Below are 13,552 nucleotides of genomic sequence, written 5' to 3' on the forward strand. Positions count from 1 at the left end.
CCCTTTATAAGCCTCACCAAACCGCGACGTGTTTCAGTTTGAGACAGAAGTCGCCAATATCAATGATGAGGACTTGAGACGGATCGTTCCAATGGACTATCCGAGTGGCTCTGCGTTGCAGATTGTGCCCGAAGTCTTCGTGTCCGGAGACACATAATACTGATGAGAAGAGTAATTGTTGCTGTTTCGGCTTGTCTTGCCATGCTCGCCGCGCAGAGTGGATTTGTTTTTGCCAAGGATGAAGTGAAAACCAAGACCGTCACCCTGGAAACCTACATTCGCAAGCCGGGCTATCCTATCCCCGAAAAGTCGCTTCCAACAAATCTCGAGAGTGATTATTCCAACCTTATCGTGAAATATGCCAAGCGTTACGGCGTTCCAACCAATCTGGCCCATGCGGTGATTTCGGTTGAAAGCCGGTTCAACCCCAAGGCCCGGGGAAGCGCCGGTGAAGTCGGTCTCATGCAGATCAAGCCTGCAACAGCGCGCATGATGGGCTACAAGGGCACGACAAAGGCGCTCTATGATCCCGAAACAAATATCCGCTGGGGAATGCAATATCTGGCGACCGCTCACCAATTGGGCGGCGGGCAGATCTGCAGCACGATTCTGCGCTATAATGCGGGCCATGGTGCCACGCGCATGAACCCTGTCTCCAAGCGCTATTGCGGCAAGGTCCAGGCTCTGTTGCAGAGCTGATGATCGTCAGAGAAATCTGCTTTTTCCCTTCCGCCAAAACTTGTTGAATGAAACCAGTGGACGGGCGCTGGCGTGAGGTTAAAAAGAGGGCTTCACAGCCTGGGGGCAGCGGGTAGCTTTCCCGTAAGCCGCAGGCACGAACATCAGGGGCTGGCTGCATGGCGGACTTCAAATATATCGTCGTTGGTGCGGGCATGATGGGGGCTGCCGCAGCACGGCATCTCTCCGCGCAAACCGATGGTGTTGCCTTGATCGGCCCGGCAGAGCCGCATGATCGGAAGGCTCACCACGGTGTCTTCTCCAGCCACTACGATGAGGCCCGAATCACACGCGGCTTTGACGGGGACCCCGTATGGGCAGAGCTGGCGAAACGATCCATCGCGCGTTACGGCGAGATCGAAGCCAGAAGCGGGGTCCGCTTCTATCACGAGGTGGGTTGCCTGTTTGTCGGAAACGGTAAAGGGCTGGGCGGTGATTACGTGGCGGGAGCCATGCGCGAGAAGGATCGCCTTGCGCTTGATATCGAGCTCTATGACAACGCCGCGCTGAAGCCCCGTTTTCCGATGTTTGCATTGCCTGACGATCACGACGGCTGGTTTGAGCCACGCAATGCTGGTTACGTCAATCCGCGCGCACTTGTGCGGGCGCAGGTCTCGCTTGCCGAAAGCCAGGGCGCGGCACTCATCCGCGAGACGGTGACGCGGGTTCATGACACGGCAGCGGGCGTTGAAATCAAAACACATGAGGGCCGGCGCTATACGGGCGAAAAGGTCATCGTCGCTGCCGGTGGTTTTACCAATATGGCAGATCTTCTGCCCGCAAAGGTGGATATGGCCGCAACGGGAAGGACAATTGCCTTCTTTGAGCTGGACGAGCGCAAGCAGCAAGCGTTTTCGGCCATGCCTTCCACCATCGTGCTGGCGGAAAATGCCGATGATATCGTCTACATCCTGCCGCCGGTCCGATATCCGGATGGGAAGGTCTATCTGAAAATCGGCGGTGAGAGCGAGAAGGGCCGGTTGAACACGCTGGGTGAAGCGGTTTCCTGGTTTCACTCGGATGGTACCGGCAGCGAAGTGGAGTTCCTCGTCCGTCGCGCAATCGACATCATGCCGGAGCTTTCGGGATGCCCGGTTACCTCAGGCTCCTGCGTCGCTTCCATCACCCGCACCGGTTACCCCTATGTGGGCTACACGCAGTCTTCCAACATCGCAGTGCTGACCGGGGGCAACTTCGTTTCAGCAAAATCTTCCGATGAAATCGGCCGATTGGGTGCGGTCCTGTTGCTGGACGGGCAACTGACGGAAGCTGATTTCGCCGCTCAAATGGCGCCGGTTTTCATCTGAGTGGGAGCTGGCCTGTGAAAATATTGCCGGCCCTCTGGCGGTGATTGAGCAAGTGGCTACAAATTGTTGCAACGGAAAAAGAAAAGTCGTTCGGTCATGGCAAGGCAGTTCAAATATATCATTGTTGGGGCAGGCATGATGGGGGCATCTGCTGCCCGCCATTTGGCTGGAACCGGTGACGCCATTGCCGTCATCGGTCCGCGTGAGCCGGGCGATATTCCCAGCCATACCGGCGTTTTCGGCAGCCATTACGATGCCGCCCGCATCACGCGCACCATTGATGGCAACGCTGACTGGGCGCGTCTGGCCAACCGTTCGATTGCACGCTACGCCGAAATCGAACGCCAAAGCGACGTCAGATTCTACCACGAGGTCGGCTGCCTCATTGTCGGCAAGAAACGCGGCACCGGATCGGCCTACATCGAGAATGTGTGCGCTGCCGCCGAAACGTTGGGCGTCGAAACGGAGATTCTGGATGATGCGGCGCTTGGTGCCCGCTTTCCCTATTTCGCGTTTGAGCAAGAGTGCGAGGGCGTTTTCGAAGCGCGCAACGCCGGATACGTCAATCCAAGGGAACTGGTGCGCGCGCAGCTCGCCGCAGCTGAGAGGAAGGGCGTTACACGCATCGACGACATCGTCTCCAGCGTGCGGGAAGAGGGCGGAGTCGCCACCGTCATGACTGCGTCCGGCCACAGCTACACCGCGGAAAAAGTGCTTGTTGCCGCGGGCGGCTTTTCCATTGCAGAGGGGCTTTTGCCGCAGGCGCTGCAGATGCAGGTCTTCGCTCGCACCGTTGCCTTTTTCGAAATTCCCGAGAGCGACCTCGACCACTATGCAGGTATGCCATCGCTGATCTACGAGCCGTCTGATCCTTGCAAGCATATCTATCTTCTGCCGCCTGTGCGGTATCCGGATGGCAAGTTCTATCTGAAGATCGGCGGCGAGCCTGTTGATGTTGCGCTGGGTAGCGACCCGGAGATCCGCGCGTGGTTCCGCTCAGGTGGAAATGCCCAGGTACGTGACAATTTCGCCGACATTATCCAGACGCTCATCCCATCGATCGACAGGACCAGGATTTCCATGGCTGCCTGCGTCACGTCCTATACGCCCAGCGGATTTCCGGCGATTGGTTACACGACTTCGCCCGGCATTGCGGTGCTGACGGGCGGATGTGGTGCTGCTGCAAAAAGCTGCGACGAGATCGGCAGGCTGGGTGCGCAGCTTCTCATCCACGGACAGCTTGTCGAGGATAGCTACGAGACCGATTTCGCGCCGCTTTTCTGCACGGAATAAGACGTTTGCGGATTTTCCGTTGGCATTCGCCGCTGAACCCGTCTAAGGAGCCCGTGCCAGTTGGCCGGGCAGCCGCGCTTTACCAATGTCGAAAGACGGTAGGGTGAGGAAAGTCCGGGCTCCACAAAAACACGGTGCCGGATAACGTCCGGCGGGGGCGACCCTAGGGAAAGTGCCGCAGAGAGTAGACCGCCACTTTTATAGTGGTAAGGGTGAAAGGGTGGGGTAAGAGCCCACCGCGCCGCTGGTAACAGGGGTGGCAAGGTAAACCCCACCGGGAGCAAGACCGAATAGGGATAACGCGGGATGCGCGCAAGCGTATCTACAGCCGGTTTTTGGGCGAGTTATCCGGGTGGGTTGCGAGAGGCGGTGTGCAAATGCCGTCCCAGATGAATGGCTGCCACGTTCCGGGTCAAACCGGGGCCATACAGAACCCGGCTTACAGGCCAACTGGCAAATTCCTTTTTCTTTCAAACGTTGATGCGGGTCGATTGGCTCGCGTAAGCGTTTGTTTTTCTTTATTTAATTAGATTTGATTGATGATTTTTAATTGTCTTGGCGCAAGTGCTTGAATGAACACGGTAAACCATTCGTTAAACTTAACGGGATATGAATATTCGATCCGAGGCCGGCATCGTGCGGGCTTCTCCCATTGACGCCCAAAGTGTCCCATGGTATCCCAAATGCACACCACAAAGGGTCGTGTTTTTGACCCGCAATCTCTGAAACGGAGAGGCCTGAAAAGGTCCGATGGGCATTATGTCCTGCCGGTCAGCGAGATGTCGTGCGTAACGGTGTTGCCAGTTGGTGCCGGTTTTTGTTCGGCGCCAGGCAGTTTTGGCGAGTTTGGCAATGGGTCGCTTTTTATCGAACGTGACGAACAGGATCGACGCCAAGGGGCGCGTTTCGGTTCCGTCCCTGTTTCGTTCGGTCCTGATGGAGCGCGGCATTCAGGAGCTTTATTGTCTCCAGGATTTCGCATTTCCAGCGATCAGCGTCGGCGGGCCGGACTTGCTGGAGCGATACGAGCGGCAGATCGCATCCATGGATGCTTTTTCGCCGGAAGCGAACGCGATGTCGCTGCTGGTTCACGGTGGCGGCGTTTTCATGAAGCTCGACGGGGAAGGGCGCTTGATGGTCACGGATTTTATCCGGGAGTTTACGGCCATCAGCACGGAAGTCACCTTTGTCGGTCGGGCGGATCATTTTCAGTTGTGGCAGCCGGAAGCGTTTCACGAGGCGCAGACGGCAGCAAGAACGGGGCGCGGTTTTTCTGCTGTTCGCCCCGGATAGGACGGGGAAACGGAATGGCGGCGAATTCTGGCGGACGATCTTCTGATGCCGGTGGCGGACCGGTTCGCCACATTCCGGTTCTTCTCCGTGAGGTCCTGACCGCGCTCGAGCCAGCGCCAGGCAAACTCATTCTCGATGGCACATTCGGCGCAGGCGGGTATACGCAAGCTATTCTCGACCAGGGTGCCGATGTCATAGCTTTGGACCGTGATCCCACTGCAATTGCAGGCGGGCAGGGCATGGTCGCCGCAAATGGCGGACGCCTTTCACTGATCCAGTCGAAGTTCTCAAATCTCGCCTCCCATGCGCCAGCGCAAGGGCTGGATGGCGTGGTGCTGGATATCGGCGTTTCCTCCATGCAGATCGACGAGGCCGAGCGTGGCTTCTCCTTCCAGAAGAATGGCCCTTTGGACATGCGCATGTCGGCCTCTGGCGTTTCTGCGGCAGATGTCGTCAACCGCGCCAAGGTGTCGGACCTCATCCGCATTTTTGGATTTCTCGGCGAAGAAAAGCAGCCGGGCCGCATTGCCCGCGCCATCGAAAAGAAGCGCGCGGAAGAGCCGTTTCGCACCACGCGCGACCTAGCCGGGCTGATTGAAATCGTCACCCCACGCAAGGCCAAGGATAAGATCCATCCGGCAACGCGAGTGTTTCAGGCGCTGCGCGTCTTCGTCAATGATGAGCTGGGAGAGCTGGCGCAGGCGCTGTTTGCCGCCGAGCAGGCCTTGAAGCCCGGCGGTCGCCTTGTGGTGGTAACGTTCCACTCGTTGGAAGACCGCATCGTCAAGAAATATTTTGCTGACCGCTCAGACCGCGCCGCAGGCTCGCGCCACATGCCGATGGTTGCGGCAAAATCGGCCATTTTCGATGCCCTTGGCAAGCCGATGATTGCAGCAAGTGAAGAGGAGGCGGAGGTCAATCCGCGCGCCCGTTCGGCCAAGCTGCGTGCCGGTATCAGAACACAAGCCCCGGCTCGCCCGGCGGATTTTTCCATTTTCGAACTGCCCGATCTTGCCAGCCTTGAAAAGATGGGAGGCTGATATGCTACGGACCTTTGATTTCATTCTCATGGGCGTGATGGTGGCGGCAGCGGTCGTTACCTATTCCATCAAGCATCAGGCCGACCTGAAGCTCGATTCCGTGCGCAAGCTCGAAGCCGAGATCAAGCTTGAGAAGGATACGATCGATCTTCTGCGTGCGGACTGGGCGCTGCTGACGCAGCCAAACCGTCTGCACCGGCTGGTCAATGCCTATCAGGGCGACCTTGCGCTTGCGCCAACACAGCCCACGCAGCTATCGCAACCCAAGGAACTGCCGATGCTGCGCTCGCAATTGCCGCAGCCGCCGGAGCCGCAGGGCATGAGCGTCGAGGATGTGATTGCCGCCGCGATGAGCGGCTCCAAGCCTGGCGCAACATTGGGTGGTGTAAAGCCGAAATCAGCGCCTGCGGGGCAAATTGCAGCGACGGGCGGTGTGCCCGTGCCGCAGCCGCGTGCGCGTGTCACACGTCAGCCAGTTCCCGCACCTGTTGTGCGTGCGCAGCCGGGTGACGAGTCTGGTGACATGGATGAAACGATAACTGGATCGGTGGACTGATGTCTTTTCTCTCCCGCGTCATGGTTCTGAAAAGCAGGGCTCATTTTTCCGCCAGCACCACCGGCTTTGCCGATCATGCTGCCTTTGAGGGTGCCCGCAAGCGCCGCGCCACGCAGGCAAAGACGCGTGTCGGTCTCCTGATCGTCGGTTTCGTTGCATTTTACGGTGTCGTCGGCGGACGTCTTGTGCAGTATGGGATGACACAGCCGGAAACCGTATCCAGCATCGCGCCTGCCGACCGCCTGATGGCGTCGCGTCCCGATCTCCTGGACCGTAACGGTGAAGTGCTGGCAACGGATATTCGCACCGTTTCACTGTTTGCCGAACCGCATCGCATTGTCGACGTCGATGAAGCCATCGAGAAACTGCGCACCGTTCTGCCCGACCTCGACACGCGCGGAACCTACCAGAAGCTCAAATCCGAATCCCGCTTCCAGTGGCTGCGCCGTCAGTTGACGCCCAAGCAGCAGAGCCAGATTTTGGCGCTCGGCATTCCCGGCATCGGCTTCAGGCCTGAGAAGCGACGCTTCTATCCCGGCGGGCCGACCGCTGCCCATGTCGTTGGCCACGTCAACATCGACAACCGCGGCGTGGCTGGCATGGAACGGTATCTCGACAGCCAGGGCCTTGCAGACCTGACCGCGCTTGGCATGACATCCGATCAGCCGCTGGAACCGGTCAAGCTGTCCATCGATCTGCGGGTACAGGCCATCGTTCGCGAAGTCGTCGTGAACGCAATCCAGAAGTTCGAAGCTCTCGGCGCAGGCGCCGTGGTGATCAATGTTCACACCGGCGAAATTCTCGCCATGGTTTCAGCACCGGATTACGATCCCAACAATCCCGCCGAAGGCGCCAAGGAAGGCTGGCTGAACCGCATGTCGAACGGTACGTTCGAGATGGGCTCCACCTTCAAGTCCTTCACCATTGCCATGGGTCTTGATTCCGGAAAGGTTCGCATCGGCGATACTTTCGATGCGCGTTTTCCCATCCGCATCGGTGGCTTCACCATCAAGGATTTCCACGGCAAGGGACGCGTGCTCTCGGTGCCGGAAATCTTCCAGTATTCCTCCAACATCGGTACCGCGAAGATTGCCGATACGGTTGGCATCGAGGGACACAAGGAATTCCTTACGCGTCTCGGCCTGTTGACGAAGATGCAGACGGAACTGCCTGAAGTCGCTATGCCGACGCAGCCGCGTCAATGGAAGAAGATCAACTCCGTTACAATTTCCTTCGGTCACGGCGTTTCAACGACACCGCTGCAAACAGCCATTGCAGGTGCTGCCCTCGTCAATGGCGGCAAACTTATCGAGCCGACATTCCTGCCCCGTTCGCAGGACCAGGCCGATCAGGTTGCCAAGCAGGTGCTGCAGCCCGGCGCCAGCAAGGACATGCGCTTCCTGTTCGAGTGGAATGGCGTCAACGGCTCTGGTCGCAACGCGCGTGTTGAAGGCTTCAATGTCGGTGGCAAGACCGGCACGGCCGACAAGGTTGTCAACGGTCGCTACGTTCACGACAAGAACTTCAACGCCTTCCTCTCCGCTTTCCCGATGGACAAGCCGGAATATGTCGTTCTGTCCTTCATCGATGAGCCGAAGACGGACAAGGGCAATGGCGCAGCACTTGCCGGTTCCTCTGCGGCACCGATGGTGCACGATATCATCACCCGTTCAGCGGCAATTCTTGGTGTAAAACCCAAATTCGGTAAGGACGGTTCGGCCTTGCTGGTGTCTTATTGATTGGTACAGCTTACGACGGACCGGCGAATCACGCCGGGGGGACAAGACGGACACATTCATGAATTTGCGAGATCTATCCGGGAGCGAGTTCCCGGAACTGAATGAAATGCTTCAGGCAGAGGCCGGAGCTATCGAGGTAACCGGGATCACCGCTGACAGCCGCAAGGTCCAGCCCGGATCGATCTTCGTTGCCGTGGCCGGAAGCAAGGCGGATGGCAGCGCCTTTGTGCAGGATGCGGTCGCCAAGGGTGCGGTTGCCATCGTTTCAGGTCTCGAAATCGACGCCCACGTGCCTGTGTTGGTCGTTTCCGATCCGCGTCGCTTCCTCTCTCTTGCTGCCGCCCGATTTTACGGAAAACAGCCTGAAACCATGATCGCGGTTACGGGTACGGCGGGCAAGACCTCGGTCGCCTCCTTCGTTCGCCAGATCTGGGCCTTTGCAGGCCATGCGGCAGCCCAGATCGGCACGACGGGTGTGATTGCGCCCGGTCGCGAAGATTATGGCTCTCTGACCACCCCGGACCCTGTTTCCTTACACGCGCTTCTGGCAGAACTTGCCGCAGAAGGTGTGACCCATGCGGCGATGGAGGCATCCAGCCATGGGCTGGACCAGCGTCGTCTTGATGGCGTTAAGCTTGCCGCCGCCGGATTTACCAATCTCGGCCGCGACCACATGGATTACCATCCAACGGTCGAAGACTACATGGCAGCGAAAATGCGCCTGTTCGATACGCTCCTGCCAAAGGGTTCGCCGGTTGTCATCTTCGCGGATGATCCGTGGTCGGAACGCGCGATCAAGGTGGCGACAGATGCAGGCCACGATGTCCGCACGGTCGGTCGCAAGGGTGAATATCTCGCACTGAAGCGCGTCGAGCATTTTCGCCACAAGCAGATGATCGAGGTCCATCATGAGGGCCAGATATATGAAGTCGACATGCCGCTTGCCGGAGATTTCCAGGTTGCCAATGCGTTGGTGGCGGCAGGGCTTGCAATGTCTACCGGTGTCTCGCCCTCGGTGGCAATGAAGGCGCTGGAAAAGCTGTTCGGTGCTGCGGGCCGTCTGGAGCTTGTCGGCCAGACCAAGAACGGTGCCTTGGCTTATGTTGACTACGCCCACAAGCCCGACGCGTTGGAAAATGTTTTGACCTCTGTGCGTCCATTCACCTCGGGCCGCATCATTACGGTGTTCGGCTGCGGGGGAGACCGCGACAAGGGTAAGCGCCCCATCATGGGCGAAGTGGCAACGCGGCTTTCAGACGTCGTGATCGTAACGGACGATAATCCGCGCTCCGAAGAGCCGCAGATCATCCGTTCCGAAATCATGGCGGCAGCACCGGGTGCGCTGGAGATTGCAGACCGGGCAGAGGCGATCAATCACGCCGTATCGATGCTGGGGAATGGAGATACACTGATCGTTGCGGGCAAGGGGCATGAGGAAGGTCAGATCGTCGGCAATATTACGCTGCCGTTTTCAGACCATGAACAGGTGCGTACTGCGCTGGAAGGATTGAAGATTTGAGCTGGTTATGGACAGTACCGGATATGGTTGCCGTCATGGCGGGCCGTCCGGTTGGCAATCTGCCTCAAGGCATCACAGGCATTTCCATCGACAGCCGCACGGTGCAGCCGGGTGAAGCATTTTTCGCCATCAAGGGCGACCGTGTGGACGGCCACGACTATGCGAGCTTTGCGGTCGCCAACGGGGCGGGCCTGCTCGTCGTGTCGGAGGCGAAGCTGCCAGCGCTCGGTCGGCTAACGGTGCCGATGATCGTGGTCGAAGACGTGCTTGCGGCCATGGTCAAGCTTGGACAGGCCGCGCGTGAGCGCACATCGGCCCGCATCATTGCCATCACCGGTTCTGTCGGCAAGACGACGACAAAGGAAATGCTGCGTCAGGTTCTGGGACCGTCGGGCAAGGTCCATGCAGCCGTCTCGTCCTTCAACAATCATTGGGGCGTTCCGCTCACCCTGGCGCGTATGCCTGTCGATACGGAATACGGGATTTTCGAAATCGGCATGAACCATTCCGGCGAGATCAGTCCGCTGGTAAAGCAGGTAAAGCCGCATCTTGCCATCATCACGACAATCGCGGCTGCGCATCTCGGCAACTTCAAAAGCCTGGAAGAGATTGCTGCGGCAAAGGCCGAAATTTTCGATGGTGTTCTGCCCGGCGGCGCTGTCATCCTCAACCGCGACAATGCGCAGTTCGAGCAGCTTGAACAGGCGGCCTATAATGCGGGCATCGAGCATGTTCTGACATTCGGCCAGCACGCCAAGGCCGAGTTCCGTCTGGCCGATTATGAAAGCACACCCAATGGTTCAACCATCTGGGCAATCATCAACGGTGAAACAAGCGAACTGCATATTGGTGCAGCTGGCCGCCACATCGCTGAAAACGCCATGGCGGCCCTTGGCACGGTGGCCGTGACCGGCGCCGATCTCGACAGGGCATTTGCTGCGCTCGGCACACTGGAAGCGGTCAAGGGCAGGGGGCAGCGACATCGCCTTTCGGTTGGCGACGGCTCTTTCCTGCTTATCGATGAAAGCTACAATGCAAACCCGGCCTCTATGCGTGCGGCGATTGCGCTGCTCGCTGCGGCAGAGGTGCGTGGAAGCGGCCGTCGCGTCGCCGTGCTCGGCGATATGCTCGAGATGGGTGAATTTGCCGCCGAAGTGCACGAGGATCTTTCCGGGCCGATCCTGTCTGCGGGCATTGAGCATGTATGGCTTGCCGGTGAGTCGATGGCGGCACTTCGCGACGCGCTTCCTGAAAGCGTCCATGTTGCATGGTTCCCCACGACTGCCGAACTCAACGAATTTGTCCTGAAATGGGTCCAGCCGGGCGATGTGGTGATGATAAAATCGTCACTTGGTGTGGGTTTTGGCAAGATCGTTGCGGCGCTTCTTGACAAGTATCCGGCATTCCCCGAGACGGAACGCCAAATCTAAAGCATTTAACCAAACGCTAAGACAGCATGTTCTGTGCGTTGGTGGTGAAACGAAAACTTGGAGCGGCACAGGACGTCCCACCGTCCGTCTGCCGCTTTAACGGCCTTTTGAAAGGGCAAATATGCTGATCTGGCTCGTTGAACTGTCGGACAAAGTTCAAATCTTCAATCTGTTCCGCTACATCACGTTCCGGGCAGGTGCTGCATTGTTCACCTCTGCCCTCATCGTATTTCTTTTCGGACCGGCAATCATCAACTCCCTGCGCATTCGCCAGGGCAAGGGTCAGCCGATCCGCGCCGATGGTCCGCAGACCCATTTCAAGAAGGCCGGCACGCCAACCATGGGCGGGCTGATGATTCTTGCGGGCATCCTCGGCGGCTCTCTGCTGTGGGGTGATCTCTCCAATGTTTATGTCGTTGCGGTTCTGATGGTGACGCTCGGCTTCGGCGCCATCGGCTTCTATGACGACTATCTAAAAGTCACAAAGCAGAGCGATAAAGGCTTTTCCGGCAAGGCACGCCTTGGTATCGAATTCCTGATTGCCGCCATCGCTGTGTTCTTCATGATGGAAGTTGCGCTGGCAACAGCGCCGCATGGTGGCACGCTTGGCAGTTCAATCGCTTTCCCGTTCTTCAAGGAATTCGTCATTGATCTCGGCTATTTCTTCGTCCTATTTGGCGCTTTCGTCATTGTCGGCGCGGGCAATGCCGTCAACCTGACCGATGGACTGGACGGGCTTGCCATCGTGCCGGTCATGATTGCCGCCGCGACATTCGGCGTCATTTCCTATCTCGTCGGCAACGCGATCTTCGCGAATTACCTCCAGATCAATTTTGTACCCGGCACGGGCGAACTGGCTGTCATCGTCGGCGCCGTCATCGGTGCTGGTCTCGGCTTTCTATGGTTCAATGCCCCGCCTGCGGCCATCTTCATGGGCGACACCGGCTCGCTGGCGCTCGGCGGTCTGATTGGCTCCATCGCGGTTGCGGTCAAGCATGAGATCGTCATGATCATCGTTGGCGGATTGTTCGTCATGGAAACGCTGTCGGTCATCATTCAGGTCTTCTGGTTCAAACGCACCGGACGGCGCGTCTTCCTCATGGCACCCATCCATCACCATTTCGAGAAAAAGGGATGGACCGAGAGCCAGGTGGTCATTCGTTTCTGGATCATTTCTGTCGGGCTGGCGATGCTTGGCCTTGCCACATTGAAGTTGAGGTAGTCGATGATTCCTGTCACCTCATTTGCGGGAAAGAAGGTTGCACTGTTCGGCCTTGGCGGCTCGGGCCTTGTCACGGCGCGGGCGCTGGTAGCGGGCGGTGCTGATGTGACCGCATTTGACGACAATCCCGACAGTGTTGCCAGGGCGCAGGCCGAGGGCATTCCGACCGGGGATCTTCGCACACTGGATTGGTCGAAGCTCTCGGCCTTCGTTCTCGCGCCCGGCGTGCCGCTGACCCACCCCAAGCCGCATTGGTCCGTCGATCTTGCCCGTGCCGCCGGCGTGGAGGTGATTGGCGATATCGAACTGTTTGTTCGCGAGCGCAGGGCGCATTCACCCGATTGCCCCTTCATCGCGATTACGGGCACCAATGGCAAATCCACCACCACGGCGTTGATTGCACATATTCTGACGGCCTGCGGTCGCGACACACAGCTTGGCGGCAATATCGGCACAGCTGTTCTCAGCCTCGAACCGCCGAAGGCGGAACGCTTCTATGTGGTCGAATGCTCGTCCTATCAGATCGATCTCGCGCCGACGCTCAATCCAACAGCGGGCATCCTGCTCAACCTCACCCCTGACCATCTGGATCGTCACGGCACGATGCAGCATTATTCCGATGTCAAGGAGCGTCTGGTCGCGGGCAGCGGAACGGCGGTTGTCGGCGTGGACGATAGTTTCTGCACCCTGATTGCCGATCGTCTGGAGCGGGCCGGTGTCACGGTCTCGCGGATTTCCAAGCGCAACGTGGTTGCAAATGGCCTCTATGCCGAAGGCAGCCAGATATTCAGGGCAGACGGCGGTACATCCTCGCTGCTGGTCGATCTGGACGGCATTCAGACGCTGCGTGGCAGCCACAATGCGCAGAATGCGGCGGCAGCGATCGCAGCCTGCCTTGCCGTTGGCGTTTCGGTCGAAGAGGTGAAGGCGGGGCTGAACTCTTTCCCCGGTCTGAAACATCGCATGCAGCCGGTTGGCCGTCGAGGCAACGTTACCTTTGTCAATGACAGCAAGGCGACCAATGCGGATGCGGCGGCTCCCGCGCTGTCCAGCTATAACCGCATTTACTGGATCGCCGGTGGCCTGCCGAAAGCGGGCGGCATTTCAAGCCTGTCGCCGCTATTTTCCCATATTGCCAAGGCATATCTCATTGGCGAGGCGGCGGCTGAGTTTGCGGCAACGCTTGGCGAGGCGGTGCCCTATGAAATCTCCGGCACACTCGACAAGGCTGTCGAGCACGCCGCTCGCGATGCGCAGGAAGACGGACGAGATGGAAATGTCGTCATGTTATCACCGGCCTGCGCAAGCTTCGACCAGTACAAGAACTTCGAAATTCGTGGTGATTCGTTCGTTTCTCATGTTTCAGCCCTGGCTGGCGTGACGATGTTGGTTGGCTCGGAAAAGGTGGAGTGATG

At 58.4% G+C, this 13,552-nt stretch carries 11 protein-coding genes and 1 other RNA gene; all 12 read left to right on the top strand.

The window, feature by feature from the left end; genetic code table 11:
* Window positions 1-162: 162 nt before the first annotated feature.
* The 12 genes from ASF69_RS03585 to murD all read left to right on the top strand — a co-directional run bounded on the left by ASF69_RS03585 (window position 163) and on the right by murD (window position 13,550).
* Complete coding sequence (locus tag ASF69_RS03585; protein ID WP_062585317.1) at window positions 163-699, top strand: lytic transglycosylase domain-containing protein; 537 nt, start codon at window positions 163-165, stop codon at window positions 697-699.
* 158 nt (window positions 700-857) lie between these two features.
* Entirely contained in the window at window positions 858-2,045 is a 1,188-nt protein-coding gene (locus tag ASF69_RS03590; RefSeq protein ID WP_062585319.1) for an FAD-dependent oxidoreductase, read from the top strand.
* A 96-nt stretch (window positions 2,046-2,141) separates the two neighbouring features.
* On the top strand, window positions 2,142-3,338 hold the full coding sequence (locus ASF69_RS03595; RefSeq protein ID WP_062585321.1) for an FAD-binding oxidoreductase: 1,197 nt from the start codon (window positions 2,142-2,144) through the stop codon (window positions 3,336-3,338).
* Between the two features lie 56 nt (window positions 3,339-3,394).
* Window positions 3,395-3,796, top strand: an RNA gene (rnpB, locus tag ASF69_RS03600) — RNase P RNA component class A.
* Window positions 3,797-4,190: 394 nt separating this feature from the next.
* Window positions 4,191-4,631, top strand: a complete 441-nt coding sequence (mraZ, locus tag ASF69_RS03605) for a division/cell wall cluster transcriptional repressor MraZ (protein ID WP_062585324.1) — start codon at window positions 4,191-4,193, stop codon at window positions 4,629-4,631.
* 14 nt (window positions 4,632-4,645) lie between these two features.
* The gene (gene rsmH / locus ASF69_RS03610) at window positions 4,646-5,671 is read left to right on the top strand and encodes a 16S rRNA (cytosine(1402)-N(4))-methyltransferase RsmH (protein ID WP_062585327.1); all 1,026 of its coding nucleotides are present in this window, start codon (window positions 4,646-4,648) and stop codon (window positions 5,669-5,671) included.
* A gap of 1 nt (window position 5,672) precedes the next feature.
* On the top strand, window positions 5,673-6,227 hold the full coding sequence (locus ASF69_RS03615; protein WP_062585329.1) for a hypothetical protein: 555 nt from the start codon (window positions 5,673-5,675) through the stop codon (window positions 6,225-6,227).
* A complete protein-coding gene (locus tag ASF69_RS03620; RefSeq protein WP_062585331.1) occupies window positions 6,227-7,966 on the top strand; it encodes a penicillin-binding protein 2 in 1,740 nt (579 codons plus the stop codon). Before ASF69_RS03615 ends, ASF69_RS03620 begins: the two co-directional genes overlap by 1 nt.
* A 58-nt stretch (window positions 7,967-8,024) precedes the next feature.
* Window positions 8,025-9,485, top strand: a complete 1,461-nt coding sequence (locus ASF69_RS03625) for a UDP-N-acetylmuramoyl-L-alanyl-D-glutamate--2,6-diaminopimelate ligase (RefSeq protein WP_062585333.1) — start codon at window positions 8,025-8,027, stop codon at window positions 9,483-9,485.
* Window positions 9,482-10,915, top strand: a complete 1,434-nt coding sequence (locus ASF69_RS03630) for a UDP-N-acetylmuramoylalanyl-D-glutamyl-2,6-diaminopimelate--D-alanyl-D-alanine ligase (protein WP_062585335.1) — start codon at window positions 9,482-9,484, stop codon at window positions 10,913-10,915. Before ASF69_RS03625 ends, ASF69_RS03630 begins: the two co-directional genes overlap by 4 nt.
* 121 nt (window positions 10,916-11,036) lie before the next feature.
* Window positions 11,037-12,137, top strand: a complete 1,101-nt coding sequence (gene mraY, locus ASF69_RS03635; protein WP_062585337.1) for a phospho-N-acetylmuramoyl-pentapeptide-transferase — start codon at window positions 11,037-11,039, stop codon at window positions 12,135-12,137.
* A 3-nt stretch (window positions 12,138-12,140) separates the two neighbouring features.
* Window positions 12,141-13,550: a UDP-N-acetylmuramoyl-L-alanine--D-glutamate ligase gene (gene murD, locus ASF69_RS03640; protein ID WP_062585339.1), complete on the top strand. Its 1,410-nt coding sequence runs from the start codon at window positions 12,141-12,143 to the stop codon at window positions 13,548-13,550.
* Window positions 13,551-13,552 lie beyond the last annotated feature (2 nt).

It is taken from the genome of Rhizobium sp. Leaf311 (assembly GCF_001423445.1).
In the GTDB taxonomy this organism is placed as follows: Bacteria; Pseudomonadota; Alphaproteobacteria; order Rhizobiales; family Rhizobiaceae; genus Agrobacterium.